Raw genomic sequence first — 21755 nt, 5'->3', positions numbered from 1 at the left:
CTTTTTTGATGCTTTGGTACTTAGCTATTCGTTTTTAAAACGGGGTGACTCGCTTTTGATGAAGCGCTCGTTGCTACTTATCTGGACTATCAACTTTTTCCGTCTGTTCAGAAGGCGGTAATAAACTAATAAGCTCACACTCCGTTGATATGAGTTTTTCCAACTCAGATCCTTGTGTCATTAAACGGAAATCACCGCCAGTGATCACCCCAAGAGGAATGGCTTTAGGATACAAAGCATTAAACTCTTTTAAATCAAATGCCTCGGTCAAACCTGTACTTTTAATTTGGCTACCCTGAGCCATCAGTGAGTTAAGCTTAGAATAGGTAACCCCTTCCGAAAACAGACTTCTATTGCCATCGCGGCTCACCTGGTGCCTTTCATGTTTATTCTCTGAGGATTCAAGCTCAAACACCTTATTTCCACCAAACTCGTCTTGATAGTGCATGCTAACTAACGGGTTGGTTTGACGATAAGGCGACACGATCATCGCACGCCCTATTCCATCCAATTCCAGATTATTTTCAGCGTGACTCGAAGCTGGGTTACCAAAGTAGACATTCAAGTTATCCATGCGTGCTAAGCGAATGCTTTCCCAGTTGGTATCGGCAAGCACACTATTGATGTTGTGTGTCGCCAATACTTTGGCAAACTGGCGTGAAAACTGAGTCGCACCAAAGAAGATAACGCCTTGTGCCTTCTCTTGAGTCACACCTAGCCTTCTTGCCCACCAACTCGCGGTGAGGCTTTGAATCACAACTGTACCGATGATGATCAAGAACACCATTGGTACCAGCAGGTCTGCACCTTCTATCAATTGTTTTTCTTGAAGCTTGATTGCAAACAGAGAAGAAACCGCGGCAGCCACGATCCCGCGCGGCGCCATCCAGCTCAAAAACCATTTTTCCGCAGAAGTAAGATCCGTACCGATCCCGCTGAACCACACGCTCAAAGGACGCGCCACCAGCATCACTATCGCTAACAGGCCAACCCCACCCCAACCTATCGAGAGGAAGGTTCCTGAATCGAGCCTGCTCGCTAACAGAATAAACAACGCAGAAATAAGCAACACGGTTAAGGTTTCTTTGAATTCGATGATGTCTTCGATATCCAAGCCCTTCACGTTGGCAAGCCAGATCCCCATGATGGTCACGGTTAATAAACCAGACTCTTCACTCAGATCATTGGAAAACGAGAACGCCGCCAACATTAGCGTCAGCACAGCCACATTACGTAAATAGTGCGGTACCCAATGCCCTTGCAGCATCTTGGCAATCAAATGGCCACCGATGATCCCTAAGCCTAAACCTATGACTAACGTCAGGCCCAGAGCTGACAGAACGTGTCCGGTAGGGTCGGCAGAAGAAACTATGTACTCGTAAACGAGAACCGCAAACAGAGCGCCAATCGGATCAATCACTATCCCTTCCCATCGCAAGATACTTCCTAAGGAAGATTTAGGCTGAATACTGCGTAGCATGGGCACGATTACAGTAGGGCCAGTTACCACAACTAATGCCCCAAATAGAGCGGCTAACGGCCAACTGAAATCCACAAAGTAATAAGCACCCGCCACGATACACGCCCATGTAATCAACATGCCGAAACTCACGAGATGAGTCACCATCCGACCATGGCCTCTGATCTCTTTGAAATTTAGGGTTAATGCCCCTTCAAACAGGATGATGGCAACGCCTAATGAAATCATAGGAAACAGCACATCACCGAAAATGGCATCGGGATTTAGAATATTCAGGCCAGGACCTAACAACAGGCCAACGATTAGGAGAGGAAGAATAGCGGGAAGACGTAAACGCCAGCCGAGCAGCTGACAAGCTAAAGACAAGAGTCCAATTAACGCCAAAGAAGAAGTAATCGACAAATCCATTTGTGCCCCTAAAAGGTTTGCACCACACCCTGTGGTACAAACTATTCAATGAAATAAGAAAGCCTACGTTCTTACACTATAGGCTCTCTTTTTCACGCTAACCGAATATTATTGTGATTAATCAGTCACTTTACTATAGGGGGAGTAAAGTCATGATCAGTTAACTATAAAGAAAGTACAACACCAGCAATAGCGGCACTCATTAAGTTAGCAAACACACCTGCACAAATTGCTTTGAAGCCATATTGTGAGATGAAAGAACGACGCTCTGGAACTAAGCTGCCCAAACCACCGATAAGAATCGCCATGGTAGAGATGTTAGCAAAGCCACATAGAGCGAAAGTTACGATCGCTTGTGAATGCTCACTCAGTGCGTCTTTTACGTCCATTAACTGGATGAAAGCCACGAACTCGTTCACGACAATCTTGTTACCGATCAATGAGCCCGCAACCACAGCCTCAGACCACGGTACACCGATCAGCCATGCAACGGGTGCGAATACATAACCTAGGATAAGTTCGAAGCTTAGGTTTACGCCAAACCAGCCGCCAACGATACCTAGCAAGCCATTTAGCATTGCAATCACACTGATAAAGGCAAGAAGTGTTGCACCCACTGCAACGGCAATACGAAGTCCAGACATAGCCCCATCTGCCATTGCCTCAACGACGTTTGTTGCTCGTGGAATTTCTACATCAGACTCAATATTTTCTTGAGCGTCATCTGGGCTGCCAGGTACTAAGATTTTAGCCATCAATAGACCGGCTGGTGCAGACATGAATGCCGCAGCGATCAGGAAGTTTAGGTCAACGCCAAGCGATGCATAACCCACTAACGTACCACCAGCTACAGACGCCAAACCACACACCATCACCGCAAACAGTTGTGAATCCGTCATGTGCTTTAAGTAAGGTTTAACCACCAATGGCGCTTCAATCATGCCGACAAAGATATTGGCAGTCGCAGACAGTGATTCCGCACGACCTGTGCCCAAGAATTTCTGTAGCGCACCACCAATAAGGTTGATCACCTTTGGCATAAAGCCGATGTGGTACAAGCCTGAAATCAGTGCAGAGAAAAAGATAATGATGCCCAGAACATTAATCGCGAAAACAAATCCGTTATTCGTTAAGCCACCAAATAGGAAGTTAATCCCCTCTTGACCGTAGTTGATCAAGCTAGATACCGCACCTGTGGCTGCATTCAACGCTTCTTTACCCATTGGTACATACAGAACCAATAGCGCGAATGAGATTTGTAATAAGAAAGCCAAAGAGACTGTTCTTAGTGGAATATTTTTTCTGTCCGTAGATAGTAACCAAGCGGCAACTAAAATAGTGATAATTCCAAGTAGGGAAGCCATGTGCGTCAACCTAAAAGTTGTAGATAGGAAAGGCGACGCATTCTATAGAGGAAATCGTTTGCGGCAAGCTGAGGTTGTTAACGTGATGTTGGGGTAATCACGATATAACTATGAGTATAATTAAGTTATTGAATTTTAATAATTAACTTTGATTAAAAAGCGTACTTTTTCCATATGGAAATTATATTTATAGACTAGGAAACAGTTAGCGATGCAGTTCAACGCACGTTTTGAGGTTTTTGTCCCAATACGTCGGCGACCCGATATGATCTTTAATGAACTCAATCACAGCTGAAAGCTTCTTCGGCATGTTCTTTCGGCTTGGATAAACAGCATAGAATGGCATTAGCTGACTGGCTCTCCACTCTGGTAATACTTGAATCAATTTTCCCGTTCTAAACTCTTCTTTCACTAAGTAAGTCGCCAGATAAGCAACGCCCCACCCTGATACTGCCGCGTCTCGTACTGCCTCAGCCAAATCAACTGAGTAATCGCCCGCGACTTTGACGCTGAGGTTTTCTTGCCCGTTGTCAAACGCCCACGATGTGTAATCTCGTTCACGGCTGCGATAGATAAGACAGTTATGGTCAATCAAATCGGAAGGTACATGTGGCGTCCCAGCCTTAATCAGATAATCCGGTGACGCAGCCACCACAAACTGACTGTCGGCTAAACGCTGCGCAATGTAACCTTCAGGCAAGTCTTCATTGTTGGTGATCCAGAGATCCAAGCGCTCTTCAATCATGTCCACCTTATAGTCGAACAAGTGGACCTCGATTCTCAACTGAGGATAAAGCTGTCTGAGTTGATCAATCGCCGGAATGATATGCAGTGTACCAAATGACTGCGACAACCCGACGCGCAAGATTCCAGAGATATCATCGCGCTGGCTGTCCATATCCATCTGAGCCGCTTTTACCGTGTTAAACAACTGCTCACAATGTTGATAGAACACGTCTCCCGCTTCAGTCAGCGTGAGGCTTCGTGTTGTCCTTTGCACCAACTTGATGCCGATTGAGTCTTCAAGCAAAGCGACTTGCTTACTGATATGAGACACCGAAACGTTCAAGCTTTTTGCAGCACTGGTAAAGCCTTCGTGCTTGATCAGCGCATGGAATATCACCATCTGTGCAGCTCTATCTGTTAGCACAAGATCACCTTATTAAATCTCTGAAATATAAAATCAAAAAGGACTCCGAAGAGTCCTTTAGTTCGTTCTGCCTATGGTAGGCCAAATGCTATTCAAAGCGGCCTAGGGCTATTAACCAAATTCAGTCTATTAATCAAATGGGTCTATTAATCAAACTTAATTCTGTCGGCTAGATGGCTTACTGCCAAAGCAAAGTAGTAAGAACGGTTCCACTTCATTAACACATTGTAGTTGTTGTAAATGAGGTACGAACGACCCGCTTCGTCATCTGGCATTATCAACCAAGCTTTAATGTCTTCATCGAGCGTTGGCAGTGGGCGGTCGTCATAGCGCTTAATACCGAGTTCAGACCACTCTTTTAAGTATTTCGCTTTGTCTTCAGTTCGACCTTGTAAATCGATCGACACAGATGACGGAACATGAACCTGACGACCCCAAGTATATTTGTCATCCCATCCTGATTGGCTGAGATAATTTGCCGCTGAAGCAAATACGTCTTCTTCAGTGCCCCAAATGTCTTTCTTACCGTCGCCATTACCATCAGCCGCATATGCTAAGAATGAGCTTGGCATAAATTGAGGCTGACCCATTGCGCCCGCCCAAGAGCCTTTCATCTCTTTTGGTGCAATATGGCCTTGATCAAGAATCTTCAACGCCGCCATCGCTTCGCTGCGGAAAAACGCTTCTCTGCGTCCTTCGTAAGCCATGGTCGTTAGCGCATCGATAACACTGTAGTTACCAGTGAACTTACCAAAGTTACTCTCAACACCCCATAGCGCGACAATGAATCTTGGTTGAACACCATATTCATCACCAATACGCTTTAGCGCTGTGTAATGCTTCTTATAAAGTGATCTGGCTTGCTTCACTTTCCAATCAGGCACTGCTCGTGGAATGTATTCATCCAGAGTCAGTTTTTTCTCAGGTTGATTCTTGTCGGCTTTCACCGCTCTTGGCTTAAACGTTACACCATCAAAGGCTTGATCAATGATCGTTTCAGAGATGCCTTCTTCACGGCCTTGTTGCTTTAGTTTTTCTACATATTGTTCGAAGCTCAATTCTTCAGCGTGTACTGAGCTAATGGTCAAGCTATTACCCAATAGTAATGCCGACACAGCCAATATGGTATTCGAAAATTTACTCAACAATCACTCCTCCTTGAATTGAGGTGGCTATCACTCTTCGTCTTGAGATTTCTGTTGAGCTTTACGCTCTTTATGAAGCTCAAGTTCGTTAACTGGTGGTGGCGGAACTTGCAAAAAGAAACCATCGGTATTCAGTGATTCTTTCACTTTTTCGATGTTCACTTGAGCCAGTTTACGGCCGTCCATTTTAATTACCATTACAAAACTAGGTTTACCAAACATTTGCATCAATGCGTCAGGAACTTGTGAAAAATCATCCTTCTTAGGGATATAAAGGTATGTTCCTTCTTTCTTTGAGCTTTTATATATAGAACACAGCATGACAAACCTTTTTAATTGATTATGACTACAAAACTCTCACTTGCGAGATCAATAGTTTATGTTAGGGAAATATTGGGAACAAAACGTCCATTTGACAACAAGATTACTTGCTGTGCTTGGTTTGGGAATATAACATGATAAACCTAGTTTCAGGCAATGCCCTTTATTTTATTGATAAAGAAATTGTACCAATTCGCTATTGAGGTCCTGTAGTTTTTCGATGTCTAGTAACCCAGATCTAAAAGGTAGCAGCTTTACGCTATCTGTTTTGCACTTATCCGATGATCAAGTCGAAAATGCAGTCTCTTTTCTTCAAGAGAAAGTAGACCAAGCACCTACGTTTTTTGCTGCCGCACCTGTTGTTATCAACATCAGCAAAGTCGCGGGCGATATCGATTTTGTGCAACTTAAAAATGGTATATCTCAAGCGGGCATGATCCCGGTTGGTGTGGCTGGCTGTTCTGATAAGCGAATGCAAAATCTCGCCAAAGAAGCCGGTTTTGCGGTGATGACGGCAAGCAAGTCACCATCTCAAGCTCCAGCGAAGATGGCACCAATCAAAGTGATTAGAACCCCTATTCGTTCTGGTCAGCAGGTTTACGCGAAAGATGGCGATCTATTGATACTCAGCCATGTGAGTGCAGGCGCGGAAGTGATTGCCGATGGCAGCATCCATATTCATGGCACTTTACGCGGCCGTGCGATTGCGGGTGCAAGTGGTCAAACTGAAGCAAAAATAATTTGTAATGACTTACAAGCCGAGCTGGTTTCCATTGCTGGAAATTACTGGCTCAGCGATCAAATTGAAAGCGAGTACTGGCAGAAGAAAACCATGTTCAGTATGGCAAACGATGTATTACACGTTGATGTCCTCGCAATATAAGAGAAATAAAAGGAAAACAGAATGGCACGCATTATCGTTGTAACGTCAGGTAAAGGCGGGGTAGGCAAAACGACCTCTAGTGCAGCTATTGCCTCAGGTCTGGCTTTAAAAGGGAAGAAAACCGCAGTTATCGACTTTGATATCGGTCTGCGTAACCTAGATTTAATCATGGGTTGTGAGCGTCGTGTTGTGTACGACTTCGTTAACGTTATCAATGGTGAAGCCACGCTGAACCAAGCGATGATCAAAGACAAGCGCACAGAGAACCTGTTCATTCTTCCTGCTTCTCAAACTCGTGATAAAGATGCACTAACCAAAGACGGTGTTCGTCGCGTATTTGATGAGCTAGATGAAATGGGCTTTGATTTCATCATCTGTGATTCTCCTGCGGGTATCGAACAAGGCGCTCTAATGGCGTTGTACTTTGCTGATGAAGCGATTGTAACGACTAACCCTGAAGTCTCTTCTGTACGCGACTCAGACCGTATTCTAGGTATTCTTGACTCTAAATCTCGTCGTTCAGAAGACGGCTTAGAGCCAGTGAAAACACACCTTCTATTGACTCGCTACAACCCAGCACGCGTAACTCAAGGTGAGATGCTAAGTGTTGAAGACGTTGAAGAGATCCTACACATCTCTCTACTGGGCGTGATTCCAGAGAGCCAAGCGGTACTGAATGCATCGAACAAGGGTGTTCCCGTTATCTTTGACGAAGCAACCGACGCAGGTATGGCTTACAATGATACTGTAGAGCGACTACTGGGTAGCCAAGTTGACTTCCGCTTCTTAACGGAACAGAAGAAAGGCATCTTCAAACGACTGTTCGGGGGCTAATGCACAATGTCATTATTAGAGTTTTTTAGACCACAGAAAAAGACCACTGCAAATCTAGCCAAAGAACGTTTGCAGATCATTGTTGCCGAACGACGCAGCCATGACGACCCAGCGCCGTCTTACCTGCCGCAACTAAAAGAAGACATCTTGAAGTGTATAGCCAAATACGTTGAGGTTGATCCATCAATGGTTGATCTGACTTTTGAACACAAAGATGACGACATCTCAGTGCTAGAGCTGAATGTTAAGCTTCCAGAAGAAGAGCGATAATCTTTCTGAACAAGATTGGCAGGAATACACTTGCTTGTATTGATTGAATAAAAAAAGAGAGCCTAGGCTCTCTTTTTTGTATCTGCAGTTTATAGCTGTAACTAAGTTAGGCTTTAAAGCAGCAAGCGGTTATTTGATCGCTTTACTCAGCTTTTCGCCAACCACATCTAAACGCCAGCCTTGCATAACATCAGGCAGCTTCTCTGGGTTACGATCGTGCTTCCACACCCAGCTTAACACTTGGTTAAGTTGCTTTTTAGATGCCAAGAATTCCGTCGCTAAACCGCTGTGCTGTGATGCCGTTTTAACTTCATCTTTCAACACTTTGAAAAGTTGCTTGTAGCCAGGGAAGTCCATTAGACGTTCTACTGGTGCTGGGTACTCTTCTTCTGGTGTATGTTCAGCTAACTTAACAATTGAGCTGATCTTCGCACCATGGCGACGCACAGAGCGGTAATCGAAACCTTCTTGCTCCATGTGCTTAGGATCTTTCATCGCAAAACGCGCCACAGCCCATAAGTCTTGTTCTTTGAAGACAAAGTTCAGCGCCAAATCGCGCTTGATTGCTTCTTTTAAACGCCAAGTTGCTAAAGGTCGTAAGATCGCTAGCTGCTTAGGTTTAAGCTGCCACGCCCCTTTAATATCAAGGTAGGCAGTGTCTGGGTTTACTTTACGGATACGTTTGGCAACTTGTAAATCAGACTCTTGCTGAGCCGCTTCCCACCAGCCAGCTTCCATCACTTTTTCTAGAAGCTTGTTGTACATTGGCATTAGGTAATGCACATCTGCCGCTGCGTAGTCCAATTGCTTTTGAGAAAGCGGACGCGCCAGCCAATCAGTGCGCGATTCACTCTTATCGAGATCAACACCAACAAACTCTGAAACCAGAGCAGCAAAGCCCGTTGATAAACCATGACCTAAGAAAGCTGCCATGATCTGTGTATCAACCATTGGGGTTGGTGTGCAGCCAAATGCGTTTTGGAACACTTCCAAATCTTCACCGCAAGCATGCAGCACTTTCAGAACAGAAGCGTCTTTCAACAATCCAACAAATGGTGTCATTTCACCAAGAGCAATAGGGTCAATCAGTGACAGCGTTTCACCATCAAATAACTGAATTAAGCCTAATTGAGGGTAATAGGTTCTTGTACGAACAAACTCCGTATCAAGCATAACGACATCGGCTTCACGTGCTTGTTGGCAAACTCGCTCAAGGTCTTTCAATTGGGTAATGATTTGATAATCCACAAAAACTCTCACAGGTTTCTATTTGATCGCCGGATACAAAAATGCCGACATTAACTGTCGGCATTCTAACACCATTTTTCAGCGCTCGCTTAGATTAAGCGCCTCTATGGTTATGGTGCAGTGCTTTCTCGTAAACGGGCTAATTATTCGCTAGCGCGTTTCGCAAGTTCTGCATCGTTTTCTTCACGCAGTACGCGGCGTAAGATCTTACCTACGTTAGTCTTTGGAAGATCATCTCTGAACTCGACTAATTTAGGGATCTTGTAACCCGTTAGGTGCTCACGACAGTGCGCGATAATGTCTTCTTTAGTCAGGCTAGGGTCACGCTTAACCACGTAAATCTTAACTAACTCACCAGACACTTCATGAGGCTGGCCGATAGCTGCTACTTCTAGCACTTTACCGTGCAGAGCCACTACGTCTTCAATCTCGTTCGGGTAGACGTTGAAGCCTGATACAAGAATCATGTCTTTCTTACGGTCTACGATGTACAACAAGCCTTCGTCATCAAACTTAACGATGTCACCTGTCGATAACCAACCGTCTTGATCGATCACATCTTTAGTCGCTTCAGGGCGCTGCCAGTAGCCTTGCATCACTTGAGGGCCACGAACTTGTAGTTCGCCTACTTGGTCATTAGCAATAACCTTGCCTTCGTCATCAATAATACGAACTTCTGTCGATGGTACAGGTAGGCCAATAGCACCTGTGTAGTCTTTAAGGTCGTATGGGTTACCTGTTACCAATGGAGAACACTCGGTTAAGCCATAGCCTTCCAATAGGTGAATGCCTGTCGCTTTCTTCCATTGCTCAGCAACAGCGCGTTGAACCGCCATGCCGCCGCCAACAGATAGGCGTAGGTTACTGAAATCCAACTCGTGGAAATCTTCGTTATTAACTAGTGCATTAAACAGTGTGTTTACACCGGTAATCGCAGTAAACGGAACCTTTTGTAGCTCTTTAATAAAGCCAGGAATGTCACGAGGGTTAGTGATTAGAAGGTTACGACCACCCATCTCAACAAACAGTAAGCAGTTCACCGTCAGTGCAAATACGTGGTAAAGCGGCAATGCCGTTACAACCAACTCGCGACCTTCTTGCAGAACAGGACCGTAAGCCCCTTTCGCTTGCAGTACGTTCGCAATCATATTGCGGTGCGTTAGGATTGCGCCCTTCGCTACACCCGTAGTACCACCTGTGTACTGTAGAAACGCGATGTCATCACCCGCCATGAACGGCTTCACATATTGAAGACGACGACCTTTGTGCAGCGCTTTTCTGAATGAGATAGCACCCGGCAGATCATACTTAGGTACCATGCCTTTTACGTATTTCACTACGAAGTCGACAATTGTCCCTTTCGCGCGTGGCAGCATTTGCCCTAGGCTAGTTAGAACTACGTGTTTAACCGGCGTGTTATCAACGACTTTCTCTAGCGTGCTCGCAAAGTTAGATACGATAACAATCGCCTTTGCACCAGAATCGTTCAGTTGATGTTCAAGCTCACGAGGTGTGTACAGTGGGTTGACGTTCACTGCAATCATACCGGCACGCAATACACCAAATAGTGCAATCGGGTATTGCAGTAGGTTTGGCATCATTAGCGCGACGCGATCGCCCTTCTTCAGTTTCAAGTCATTCTGCAGGTAAGCAGCAAAAGCACGGCTGCGCTCTTCAAGCTTACGGAATGTCATAATCGAGCCCATGTTCTCGAATGCAGGTTGGTCCGCGTACTTCTGTACCGACTGTTCAAACATTTCTACAAGAGATGGGTACTGATCTGGGTTGATCGTTTCTGGTACGTCACTTGGATAACGTGAAAGCCAAGGTTTATCCACGATGTTACTCCTCGTTTATCAGCTGGCGACTGCTTCGCCGCTTTTTATCATTGCGGTATTACAGCACAGCTTTAGTGCATGAGCACTAAAAGGCTCAAACACTTGTTTAAATTTTGTTAACTACACCAAGAATTAGCTCTGAAACTAGCTCTGGGCTCTCTAAATGACAATGATGTCCGCCAGGAACAGTCTCTATATGCAGAGGACTATGCACTGATTTGTAGCGATTATGCTGCAAATGTCGGAATCCATCATTCCCTAGGATTATTAATTGAGGGCATTCAATAGCCACCATAATCGCTTCAGCGTGCGCCTGTGACATTCGATATAACGAGTCACATTTTAGATTAGGGTCGCATCGCCATTGCCAAGAGTTCTCGAACTCGACAATACCTCGCTCAACAATAGGAGCGATTAATTCAGCATTAATTTGGTTGGCGTGAGCTCTCAGCTTAATAGCATCCTCAAGGCTTGCCAGAGGACGTGAAGGCTTTCTTCGCTGTCGAAGACGACTGAGTACCCCATCCCTCAAGCGAGAGACTGTTTCGTGGGGAGCTTCAGAAAGAGGTCCGTGACCTTCAATTTGAATTAATCCTGACACCTTTTCAGGAAAGGCGGCACTATAGCAACTTGCTATCAATGCACCAAGTGAATGTCCTACCAGTACCAGTCTGTTTGGCGATAATTTAGTCACCAACTGATGCAAGTCATCAATATAATCATGAAATGGGTAGTAACTTCCCGATTTGTGCGACGAGAAGCCGTGTCCGAAGAGATCGATAGCGACAAGGTGAGCATTGGGCGCAAACTTGGCGACTTGCTGCATAACCTGATTAAAGCTGGACGAATTATCCAACCACCCATGAATAAAAACGACCGTCGCTGCGGTCGTTTGTGGGTTGCCAATCTGTTGTGTTGCAAGCGTCCCGCTCGCGAGGGAGTATGACTTTTCAATCATCAAACATGTAGTTCCATCTGTTTGCGCAATCAACGTCGAATCAAGTTAATTACTCTACGTCTTGTATCACTCGACCTTGTCTTGGCATCGTTTGAAAACTGCGACAATGTAAACTTCTGCACGAGTAGTAGGTCGGTGCAAAATCGTTAACAACCACGCGCTCAGTTATGTTCCACAGTCGTTGATTGTCCACTTTCATTACAGGGAAGGTGTAAGGGTATTCCCCTATTTTTCCATCTTCACTTCCGCTTGACTGACCAACCAGTGTAATCAGACGGCCTTCTGCAAAACTTAGAGGCTCAACATACCCTTCAATATAACCAACAAAACGTCCGCTTGGCTCTGCGTCCAGATCTGGCTTACCGCTACTCGAAATCGGCATATTAGCGACTTCGATTCGAGTCCTGTCTTTCAAGTTGGTCACTTTAGAGATAACGCCACCTAATCGAACACTTTTCGCATCCGGTAGTTGGTCGACCCATTGTTGGTAATTGCTAATCACAGGCTCTGATTTTGCTTCAAGCTCGCTAGGAAGTGATGAACACCCGGCAAGTATCAAGACACCAATAGAAAAGGCTATTAAGCGTAATTTAGAGAGATAATTTGACATGGTTCTGGTCCTTAAACAGGCATTAATAAGAAGCTCTAGATGTAGATGTCGACACCGATAAGCTTTGCAAGTTCTTCTTTCTTCGCCTGATTCATTACATCCATATACTCTTCCATAGCCTTACGTCCTCGGCCTTCTGGAAGATCATACTGGATTTGAGCCTTGTGCAGTTCAGACTCTTTAACTTGACGAATAGAATGAGAAACAGCATTAGCCACCTTAGTCGGTTGCCCAACCGCAGTGCTGGCATCAGATTTTTTTGCCTGCTCCTTCTTTTTAATTCGATTCGGCTTAGACGTGCTGCCTATCGAAGAAGGAGGTAAGTTGTTAATTGATACCATGACTAAATATCTGCCCTCTCAAATCTAAATAATACGCATTTAGACCTAATTTGCATCAGAACCTTGTAAAAATTATTCGCGACCTGGCAGTTTCTTCCAAGTCACTTTGTCACGAAGATAAACTGGCTCAGACTCTTCTGCTGCAACCGCTTTACCTTCTGCATAAGCGAATTGAGCAAGGAACGCCATATCTTGAGCTTCTGGGAATAGCACTTCACACGCTTTGGTGTTGATCGCTAGTGTATCCATGTGCTCTGCATACGCTTCCCAACCAGTACCGACTTTCGCCCATGTTTCAGAATCCGCTTCTAACTGCGCCGCCAATTCACTTGGTGGCGTGACACATTCGGCATCAATCGCAGTCCAGCGACCATCATCTTCACGGCTGTAACGAGCCCAGTATACTTCACTCATACGCGCATCAATCGCTGTCGCAACGTGAGTTTCACCAAATTTACGGTAACTGCCTTGCGCCATCGCTGCCAGTGTTGAGACACCGATCATCGGTAAATCAGCACCAAAAGCTAAGCCTTGAGCAATACCAATACCAATACGTACACCCGTGAAACTGCCTGGGCCTTGGCCAAATGCGATAGCATCGATCTCGGTTAAAGCGACATTCGCTTCTTTCAGTACTTCATCCACCATAGGTAGAATTTTTTTTGTATGGTCTCGAGGAGCCTCTTCGCTACGTGCGAACACCTGGTCACCCATTACTAATGCAACTGAACAGTTTTCAGTTGCGGTATCTACTGCAAGAATTTTCGCGCTCATTTGTGTCTCAAATATCTGTTATCTAATCTAAAAATAATGGCTAAACTCAACAATGCCAATTAATCAGCAGCGGTTGAATGGTCTTTAGCTAAGAATTCTTTAATGACCCCTAAGTCACGGGTACGTGGGATAGGCGGTAAACTCGCCAAAAATATGCCACCGTAATCGCGAGTCACCAATCGGTTATCGCAAATAATCAAAGCGCCATTATCGCGCTTGTCACGTATCAATCGGCCGACACCTTGTTTCAAGGTAATCACAGCGTCTGGCAACTGTACCTGTGCAAAAGGATCACCCCCTTTTAATTTACAGTCCTCGATTCGAGCCTTAAGTAAAGGGTCATCAGGGGCCGTAAAGGGCAATTTATCGATGATAACACAGCTTAATGCGTCGCCCCTAACATCTATCCCCTCCCAGAAAGCACCTGTCGCCACAAGCAATGCGTTACCCAATTCCATGAACTCGGCTAAGGTTTTTTGCTTACTTGTCTCACCTTGTAATAGAACGGGAACCGTGAGGGTTTCTCGGAATCGCTCCCCCAACTCTTTCATCATGCTGTGTGAAGTACACAAGAAGAAACAACGACCTTGGTTTTGCTCAATCACTGGGGTCAGCATTCTTACTAACTTATCGGCTAAGCCTGGGCTATTCGGTTCAGGAAGATATCGAGGAACACACAAGCGCGCCTGATTCGGATAGTCAAACGGGCTCGGCAGTGAAAACTGTGCCGACGGTTTTAGTCCCAAGCGTGAGGTGAAATGGTCGAAATCATCCGATACCGCCAAGGTTGCGGAGGTAAATACCCACGCGCCCGGCTTCAGTTCAATCTGTTCGTGGAATTTATCGGCGACAGAAAGCGGTGTGATGTGCAAAGCAAAGTGGCGCGGTGTAGTGTCATACCAATACGAATAGCCAGTGATCGACACATCGCACACACGTTCGATACGCGACTTAATCATATTTGCGCGTTCGAAAGCCGTGTCTAACAGTTGGCTTCGCCCAAGCGCTAACTTCAATACATCAACCGCAAGTTGCAGAGCATCTTGCAAACGAACCAATTCGCGTGCAATCGACTCGGATTTCAAGGCTTCGCGCCAGTTACCACGAAAGCCGGTATCACCAAGCACAATACGCAGATCGGCTGACGATTGAACGAGCCTATCCCCTACTTTCTGTAGCTGACGCATGTCTTTGGCTTCAGTTCGGTAAGCGATTTCAATGTCTTTGGCTAGCTCTTGGATCTGTCGACTGGAAACCGATTGTCCGAAGTACTGGCTGGCGATATCGGGAAGTTGATGCGCTTCATCGAAAATAAACACATCGGCTTCAGGAATCAGCTCACCGAATCCGGTCTCTTTAATCGCTAAATCCGCTAAGAACAAATGGTGGTTTACCACGACAACATCAGAGTCCATCGCTTTTTTACGCGCTTTAAGCACGAAGCAATCAGTGTAGCTTGGGCACTCCTTACCTAAGCAATTATCATTGGTCGAGGTAATCGTCGGGATAACCGGGCTGTCTTCAGCGATATCATCACAATCGCCCAAATCACCCGTTTGAGTGGATGACGACCAACTACGAACTTTGACTAACTGAGCCAGTACCGTTGGGTCGGTATGAGCGCCATGACTCTCGATCATTTGACGGCTGAGCCTGTCCAAACACAAATAGTTTGAACGCCCTTTGAGTAACGCAACCTGACCATAAAAGCCAAGCGCATCGACCATCAAGGGTAAATCTCGGTGAAACAGCTGTTCTTGAAGGTTTTTAGACCCCGTACTAATGATGGTTTTCTTGCCACTAAGCAGCGCTGGCACTAAGTAAGCAAACGTCTTACCAGTACCTGTTCCAGCCTCAACAACCAACTGGCTTTGATTTTCAATAGCTTGTGAAACCGCTTCAGCCATGTCTAACTGAGCTTGTCTTGGTTGAAACCCAGGGATAGCTTTGCCCAGAGCGCCATCAGCAGAAAACGTTTTAGATATCATAGAGTACGAAGTTTAGAAAAAGAGAAGGCGAATTATGGCAGGTTTAGTGAGCCGGCGCGAATCAAGAATGACTTCGCACCGGAGGTGTTTGGTTTGGCTTGACGTGGCTTAAGTTACCTTGAAGGTAAGAATTGAAGAAGTAGGAATTAGAGAATCGTTTTATTTTCGACTGAGATAACGTGATAGCCAAGGAGCACCTTCAAAATGGTTATCACCAGGCTGTATGGCTTTCGCTGCATCGGTTGGTGAGGTCTTACTTTCCCACATTTCATCTAGAACATGACCATCTAATTCGGTACCTCTCGCCAATGAATTCACTCGCTTGCAGTACAGTTTTTTGGCTAGGGCGTGTTGATCTTTCGTGAGTGTTTTTTGAACAGCATGGTAAAGAGTTATAATTTGCTTCGCCAAAAGTAAAACCATAACCAATACCATGCCAAGAACAATGCTAACTGATATTCGCTGGGAACTGCTACTCCAAGTTATGAAAAGTACAGGTCGTATTTACGATAAAACTGAACATCGAATGACATTTGAAGGAATACTTTATCGAATGAGAACAGGTATTCCTTGGCGAGATCTACCCTCTGAGTTCGGAGAGTGGAGTACCGTTTACAGACGATTTAATCTTTGGTCAAAGAAAGGGATTTTAGATAATCTTTTCAAAAGCTTATCTAACATGGCTGATTTTGAATGGTATTTCTTGATGGCTCTATAGTTAGAGCACATCAGCATAGTACAGGTGCAGCTACTGAAAGTTCAGAGCAAATAGGAAAAAGTCGCGGGGGCAACTCAACCAAAATTCACTTAGCCGTAGATAGTGGTGGCCTGCCGATTTGCTTTGATTTATCAGAGGGACAACGCCACGATATAGTGCATGCCGAAAGCTTAGTTGAGCAACTCGATGAAGTTAATACCATCGTTTGTGATAAAGGATATGACAGCGAACCTTTCCGTATTTTTGTTAAGGAACGTGGCGGAGAAACGGTAATTGCTAAACGCAATTACGGACAAGATATAGACAAAGACAGTATGGATTGGTGTTTATACAAGTATCGTCACTTGGTCGAAAATGCCTTTGGGAGAATTAAGCATTATCGAGCTATTTCAAGTAGATATGACAAGCTAGAAAGGAATTATGCCAGCATGTTATCGCTGGCATTCATGTTAATGTGGCTACCGATGTATTGTTGAACGCGAAATGTACAGCAAAGATCAACACGCCCTAGTAACTCTTTATCCATAAGTATCACCTCTATTTTTGGCCAAGGCGTAAATGCCTTGGTTGAAGTTCAAATGCGTACTACGGTCAAAACTTTTAAAAATGAAGCTTCTGCCTGTTTATCTATCTAAAAACTGATATTTCCATATCAAACAATTTATCAAAGCGATAAACGAACAGCAGAATTTGTTGAAACCAACTTGATAATAGATTAATTATAACGGTGATATTGCGGCTCAGTTCACCGTTCGACGGCCTGCATTTAATTTGAAGAATAAAAATATTTCATGGAAGTAAGATGCAAATGGAAAGAAAAACTTTACTAACACATTGTACTGATGCCCCGGGCCTCATCTCTAAGATCACCAACATTTGTTATAAGCACCAACTCAATATTATTCACAACAATGAGTTCGTAGATAACACAAGTGGCCACTTCTTTATGCGCACCGAGCTTGAAGGGTATTTCAATGATGAAACCTTGCTTGCCGACTTAGACCAAGCCCTGCCAGAAAACACGAAACGTAAGCTTGTTGATTCATCTCGCAAGCGTGTTGTTATACTCGTGACCAAGGAAGCACACTGTCTTGGCGACATTCTAATGAAGAACTTCGATTGCAGCTTAGACGTTGAAATCGCAGCCGTTGTCGGTAACTACGACATTCTACAAAGCCTAACCGAGCGTTTTGACATCCCTTACCACCATGTTTCTCACGAAGGGTTAAACCGTGAAGAACATGAGAAGAAGATGCTAGAAGTGATTGACCAATACGAGGCGGATTACCTTGTTTTGGCTAAATACATGCGAGTGCTGACTCCAGGGTTTGTTGAAAAGTACAACCACAAGATCATCAATATCCACCACAGCTTCTTGCCAGCATTTATTGGCGCGAAGCCATACCAACAAGCGTATGAGCGCGGCGTGAAGATCATTGGCGCAACGGCACACTTTGTGACTAATGATCTCGATGAAGGACCGATCATCAAGCAAGATGTTATCCCTGTGGATCACAACTTCAGCGCGAAAGACATGGCGCAAGCCGGTCGTGACGTAGAGAAGAATGTATTAAGTAAGGCGTTAAACAAGGTGATCAATGATCATGTGTTTGTTTACGGCAACAAGACTGTGATTCTGTAAGTCGAGGATTCGATTTCCGGTAAGACTTCCAGTTAGAACCCAATAAAAAACGCGCAATAGGGTTTACCCATCGCGCGTTTTTTGTATCTGATGATCAGACCAACTTTAAGAGACTCCCGACTACGCTCCTTCGTCGCTATCGGGAATGACGAGTTTTCCACTCCTATCTGTCATTCCGACGAACCTAGGCAAGATCAGGAATCTCTTCTTTGAACAACCTTAGGTTATGCCTGCTCTGACTCCACAATCTTCTTCAAAGAGTGTGGATGCAGCTTGATGCAAATCCCTTGATGTTTGAATGCAACCGTTGGGTTATTCAGGCGTTCACCCTCGCCTTTCGGGCTAGAGAGTTTGATCTTAACGCCTTGCTCAGCCAGCGTTTCAAAGTTAGCAGCGAACTGCGGGTAAGTTTCTTTTAGATCCGCTAAGTACTCATCAGCCGTTTGGCCATGAGACGGAATCACAAACTCTACATGTTCCCAATCTTGGCTTGGGTAAATCTTACCTTCTGCTGGATATGGCAGTTCCAAACATTCAATGTTCCAACCAAGGCTTTGCAAGGGGTCATCGAAAGCCAACACCACAATTGGACGACCATTGATCATCGCTTCTGAAATCGTAGAGCCGTACTCAGACCACGCTTGATGCGCAGATTTGGCTAACTCAGTGTCATTGATTCGCAGCGCAATATGATCCGCTTGAGCAAAGCTTAAATCCAAACCTAATGTATTTCCTAGGTTCTCGATTTTTGCCATAAAGGTATCAAGGCGGGCGATCATTTGTTGTGGTTCTAGTTCAGCTTGCTTCAGGCTCATCATCATTGTCTGTGTTCTCCAAATAATGGCTGCATGTTATCAGTTTTGCCTTTTGCAACAAGCGTTGCTTTTACAAAAGATACTCAATAAGTATGTTCTTTTCGCTCCTTAAACATGCAAACGCGTCTTGGTAAAAGTCGATTGTCAAAAACCACTCAGGAAATGTTAATTTTCTATCAATTCGACCTATAAGAAACCCCACAAAATTGGTATGATTAACGCCATTTTTGTGAACTTAAACAGTGTCTGTTGTTCATTTCGGCATTAAATCGTTAACTAGACGCATAATTAACCAATTTAATGACCTCGAAATAACGGCCACTCTTATCATCCTTGAATTGAAGGAAACGCGTGTGAATATCCAAGCACTTATTAATGACAAAGTATCTCAGGCTCTAGAAGCCGCTGGCGCACCTGCAGGCTCTCCTGCGGCTGTTCGCCAATCTGCAAAACCACAATTTGGTGACTACCAAGCAAACGGCGTTATGGGCGTTGCTAAGCGACTAGGCACTAATCCTCGAGAATTTGCTCAAAAAGTATTGGACGTTCTAAACCTAGACGGTATCGCTTCTAAAGTAGAAATCGCAGGCCCAGGTTTCCTTAACATCTTCCTAGATGAAGCTTTCCTAGCACAACAAGCAGACGCAGCATTGGCTGATTCTCGCCTTGGTGTTGCAGTAGCAGAAACACAAACAATTGTTGCGGATTACTCTGCGCCAAACGTTGCGAAAGAGATGCACGTTGGTCACCTACGTTCAACGATCATCGGTGATGCGGTAGTTCGTACTCTTGAATTCCTAGGCCACAACGTTATCCGTGCTAACCACATCGGTGACTGGGGTACTCAATTTGGTATGCTTATCGCAAACCTTGAGCGCGTTCAGGCTGAGTCTGGCGAAGTTTCAATGGAGCTTGCTGACCTTGAAGGCTTCTACCGTGAATCTAAAAAGCTTTACGATGAAGACGAAGAGTTCGCAGTTAAAGCACGTGGCTACGTTGTTAAACTGCAAAGCGGCGACGAGTTCTGCGCAGAGATGTGGAAGAAGCTTGTTGACGTAACAATGATTCAAAACCAACGCAACTACGATCGTCTAAACGTATCTCTAACACGTGATGACGTAATGGGCGAAAGCATGTACAACCACATGCTGCCAACTATCGTTGCTGACCTAAAAGAGCAAGGTCTTGCTAAAGAAGATGACGGCGCACAGGTTGTATTCCTAGACGAATACAAAAACAAAGATGGCGACCCAATGGGCGTTATCATTCAGAAACGTGACGGCGGCTTCCTTTACACAACCACTGATATCGCTTGTGCAAAATACCGTTTTGAAGAACTAGGCGCAGACCGCGTTCTTTACTTCATCGACTCACGTCAACACCAGCACCTAATGCAAGCTTGGACTATCGTTCGCAAAGCAGGTTACATCCCAGAATCTGTTTCTCTTGAACACCACGCATTCGGCATGATGCTAGGTAAAGACGGTAAGCCATTCAAGACTCGTGCAGGCGGTACTGTTCGTCTTGCTGATCTTCTTGATGAAGCCGAAGTTCGTGCAGCGCAGCTAATCGAATCTAAGAACCCAGAACTAGCAGAAGACGAGAAGAAAGCGATCGCGAACACTGTTGCTATGGCAGCGGTTAAGTACGCAGACCTTTCTAAGCACCGTACTACTGACTACGTGTTCGATTGGGACAACATGCTTGCATTCGAAGGCAACACAGCACCATACATGCAGTACGCATACACTCGTGTTGCTTCTGTATTTGCTAAAGCTGGCATTTCTATGGACTCGCTTGAAGGTGAAATCAAAATCACTGAAGAGAAAGAGAAAGCGCTTATCGCGAAACTTCTACAGTTTGAAGAAGCAGTACAGTCTGTTGCTCGTGAAGGTCAACCACACATCATGTGTAGCTACCTATTCGAACTAGCTGGTCAATTCTCTAGCTTCTACGAAGCGTGCCCTATCCTAGTTGCTGAAGACAAAGCTGTTAAGCAGAGCCGTCTGAAGCTTGCTGCACTAACAGCGAAGACGATCAAGCAAGGTCTGTCGCTTTTAGGTATCGACACTCTAGAGCGCATGTAAGCGATTCGAGATTCGAGATTCGAGATTCGAGATTCGAGATTCGAGATTCGAGATTCGAGATTCGAGAAAATTAGAAAGGTTGACGTGAAAGCGTCAACCTTTTTTTGTCTGGAGGTTTGTTTACTCGATTATTTAAGCGATTAGCTAACCTACACAGCAAGAGAGCTCCTATTACGCTCATTCGTCGCTCTAGGAGATGACGAGAATAGGTGTAGTGAATCCAAGACAACATCAATGATGCGCCATCAAACCACACCAAATCGTTATCCCTCTTCTCACCATCATTCCCTACAGTGAGGGACGAACGTGATAGGGAATCTGCTTATTGAGAACGTAAGCCCTAGCCACATTCAAACTCCGACCTTATACTCATGTAAAACAATTAATTGGAAAGATCATGAGCTTCGAACTTCACCCGCAACTTGCGAAAGACACCACACTTATCGGCGAATTTCCACTGAGCTTAGCCCTGCTACACAAAGATAACGCAGTGCCTTGGGTTATCTTGGTACCAAAACGTGCCAACCTAAAAGAGTTGCACCACTTACCAATGAAAGAGCAACAGCAGTTCCTACATGAATCTCAGGCGGTAAGCCAAGCATTAGAAGCCACGTTCCAACCAGACAAATTGAACCTTGGTGCGCTGGGTAATATGGTGCCACAACTGCACATCCACCATATTGCACGCTTCAAAGACGACATTGCTTGGCCCGGCCCAGTATGGGGCAATACAAAAGGCGAACAGCGCAGTGAAGAAGATCAAGCCGCTATCCTGACTCGTATCCAAAACGTTCTGTCACTGAGCTCTATCTTCAAGAAAGCATAATTCGAGTTCATCTCATTGAGCTTTAAAGCAAAACACTTCAGAAAAGACACATAAC

Annotated in this window: 21 protein-coding genes; 7 read left to right on the top strand and 14 right to left on the bottom strand. The window is 45.0% G+C overall.

The genetic code is table 11. From position 1 onward, the window contains the following. Positions 1-73: 73 nt before the first annotated feature. The 5 genes from OCV19_RS04440 to OCV19_RS04420 form a co-directional block, all read right to left on the bottom strand. Positions 74-1888 carry a cation:proton antiporter gene (locus tag OCV19_RS04440; protein WP_065676591.1) on the bottom strand — a complete coding sequence of 605 codons (1815 nt, stop codon included), beginning with the start codon at positions 1886-1888 and terminating at the stop codon, positions 74-76. Positions 1889-2052: 164 nt separating this feature from the next. Then, positions 2053-3252: a NupC/NupG family nucleoside CNT transporter gene (locus OCV19_RS04435; RefSeq protein ID WP_048610444.1), complete on the bottom strand. Its 1200-nt coding sequence runs from the start codon at positions 3250-3252 to the stop codon at positions 2053-2055. A 205-nt stretch (positions 3253-3457) separates the two neighbouring features. Next, entirely contained in the window at positions 3458-4378 is a 921-nt protein-coding gene (locus OCV19_RS04430) for a LysR family transcriptional regulator (protein WP_017063421.1), read from the bottom strand. A gap of 170 nt (positions 4379-4548) precedes the next feature. Then, positions 4549-5547 (bottom strand): lytic murein transglycosylase, encoded by a 999-nt coding sequence (locus OCV19_RS04425; protein WP_065676602.1) that lies wholly within the window; start codon positions 5545-5547, stop codon positions 4549-4551. Positions 5548-5577: 30 nt separating this feature from the next. Beyond that, positions 5578-5868: a YcgL domain-containing protein gene (locus OCV19_RS04420; protein ID WP_017062372.1), complete on the bottom strand. Its 291-nt coding sequence runs from the start codon at positions 5866-5868 to the stop codon at positions 5578-5580. Between the two features lie 220 nt (positions 5869-6088). Between OCV19_RS04420 and minC the strand changes: the two genes are divergently transcribed. Genes minC through minE form a run of 3 tightly spaced genes read left to right on the top strand, consistent with a single transcriptional unit; the run spans position 6089 to position 7855 of the window. After that, positions 6089-6751 carry a septum site-determining protein MinC gene (gene minC / locus OCV19_RS04415; protein WP_017063419.1) on the top strand — a complete coding sequence of 221 codons (663 nt, stop codon included), beginning with the start codon at positions 6089-6091 and terminating at the stop codon, positions 6749-6751. Between the two features lie 21 nt (positions 6752-6772). Then, positions 6773-7585, top strand: coding sequence for a septum site-determining protein MinD (gene minD / locus OCV19_RS04410; protein WP_009848498.1), 813 nt, complete (start codon positions 6773-6775; stop codon positions 7583-7585). 6 nt (positions 7586-7591) lie between these two features. After that, the gene (gene minE / locus OCV19_RS04405) at positions 7592-7855 is read left to right on the top strand and encodes a cell division topological specificity factor MinE (protein WP_050711744.1); all 264 of its coding nucleotides are present in this window, start codon (positions 7592-7594) and stop codon (positions 7853-7855) included. A 129-nt stretch (positions 7856-7984) separates the two neighbouring features. Here the strand turns inward: minE and rnd are convergent, their stop codons facing one another. The 8 genes from rnd to OCV19_RS04365 form a co-directional block, all read right to left on the bottom strand. After that, complete coding sequence (gene rnd, locus OCV19_RS04400; protein WP_050620928.1) at positions 7985-9103, bottom strand: ribonuclease D; 1119 nt, start codon at positions 9101-9103, stop codon at positions 7985-7987. Positions 9104-9246: 143 nt separating this feature from the next. Next, complete coding sequence (gene fadD / locus OCV19_RS04395) at positions 9247-10941, bottom strand: long-chain-fatty-acid--CoA ligase FadD (protein WP_065676590.1); 1695 nt, start codon at positions 10939-10941, stop codon at positions 9247-9249. A 106-nt stretch (positions 10942-11047) separates the two neighbouring features. Then, positions 11048-11899, bottom strand: coding sequence for an alpha/beta fold hydrolase (locus OCV19_RS04390; protein ID WP_065676589.1), 852 nt, complete (start codon positions 11897-11899; stop codon positions 11048-11050). 49 nt (positions 11900-11948) lie between these two features. After that, positions 11949-12509, bottom strand: a complete 561-nt coding sequence (locus tag OCV19_RS04385) for a Slp family lipoprotein (RefSeq protein WP_065676588.1) — start codon at positions 12507-12509, stop codon at positions 11949-11951. A 35-nt stretch (positions 12510-12544) separates the two neighbouring features. Next, positions 12545-12850 carry a hypothetical protein gene (locus OCV19_RS04380; protein ID WP_017062378.1) on the bottom strand — a complete coding sequence of 102 codons (306 nt, stop codon included), beginning with the start codon at positions 12848-12850 and terminating at the stop codon, positions 12545-12547. A gap of 72 nt (positions 12851-12922) precedes the next feature. Beyond that, positions 12923-13624 carry a tRNA (adenosine(37)-N6)-threonylcarbamoyltransferase complex dimerization subunit type 1 TsaB gene (tsaB, locus tag OCV19_RS04375; RefSeq protein WP_065676587.1) on the bottom strand — a complete coding sequence of 234 codons (702 nt, stop codon included), beginning with the start codon at positions 13622-13624 and terminating at the stop codon, positions 12923-12925. A 59-nt stretch (positions 13625-13683) separates the two neighbouring features. Further along, positions 13684-15612, bottom strand: coding sequence for an ATP-dependent DNA helicase (locus OCV19_RS04370; protein ID WP_065676586.1), 1929 nt, complete (start codon positions 15610-15612; stop codon positions 13684-13686). 159 nt (positions 15613-15771) lie between these two features. Continuing rightward, positions 15772-16008 carry a hypothetical protein gene (locus OCV19_RS04365; RefSeq protein WP_065676601.1) on the bottom strand — a complete coding sequence of 79 codons (237 nt, stop codon included), beginning with the start codon at positions 16006-16008 and terminating at the stop codon, positions 15772-15774. A gap of 37 nt (positions 16009-16045) precedes the next feature. Here OCV19_RS04365 and OCV19_RS04360 point away from each other — a divergent pair. Both OCV19_RS04360 and purU read left to right on the top strand, forming a co-directional pair. Next, positions 16046-16806, top strand: a protein-coding gene (locus OCV19_RS04360; RefSeq protein WP_261875687.1) for an IS5 family transposase whose coding sequence is annotated in 2 segments (ribosomal slippage) — positions 16046-16310 and positions 16310-16806 — 762 coding nt in all. Because the reading frame shifts where the segments join, the coding sequence is not laid out codon by codon here. 332 nt (positions 16807-17138) lie between these two features. Then, positions 17139-17972: a formyltetrahydrofolate deformylase gene (gene purU / locus OCV19_RS04355; protein ID WP_065675897.1), complete on the top strand. Its 834-nt coding sequence runs from the start codon at positions 17139-17141 to the stop codon at positions 17970-17972. A 224-nt stretch (positions 17973-18196) separates the two neighbouring features. Here purU and OCV19_RS04350 read toward each other — a convergent pair whose 3' ends face one another. Beyond that, entirely contained in the window at positions 18197-18793 is a 597-nt protein-coding gene (locus OCV19_RS04350) for a VOC family protein (RefSeq protein ID WP_065675896.1), read from the bottom strand. A gap of 347 nt (positions 18794-19140) precedes the next feature. Here OCV19_RS04350 and argS point away from each other — a divergent pair, with 347 nt between their 5' ends. Together argS and OCV19_RS04340 are read left to right on the top strand one after the other, a co-directional pair. Continuing rightward, entirely contained in the window at positions 19141-20874 is a 1734-nt protein-coding gene (argS, locus tag OCV19_RS04345) for an arginine--tRNA ligase (RefSeq protein WP_017062384.1), read from the top strand. A 397-nt stretch (positions 20875-21271) separates the two neighbouring features. Continuing rightward, a complete protein-coding gene (locus OCV19_RS04340) occupies positions 21272-21700 on the top strand; it encodes an HIT family protein (protein WP_017061937.1) in 429 nt (142 codons plus the stop codon). Positions 21701-21755 lie beyond the last annotated feature (55 nt).

It is taken from the genome of Vibrio celticus (assembly GCF_024347335.1).
In the GTDB taxonomy this organism is placed as follows: domain Bacteria; phylum Pseudomonadota; class Gammaproteobacteria; order Enterobacterales; family Vibrionaceae; genus Vibrio; species Vibrio celticus.
This window is presented reverse-complemented; position numbering and strand designations above follow the sequence as displayed.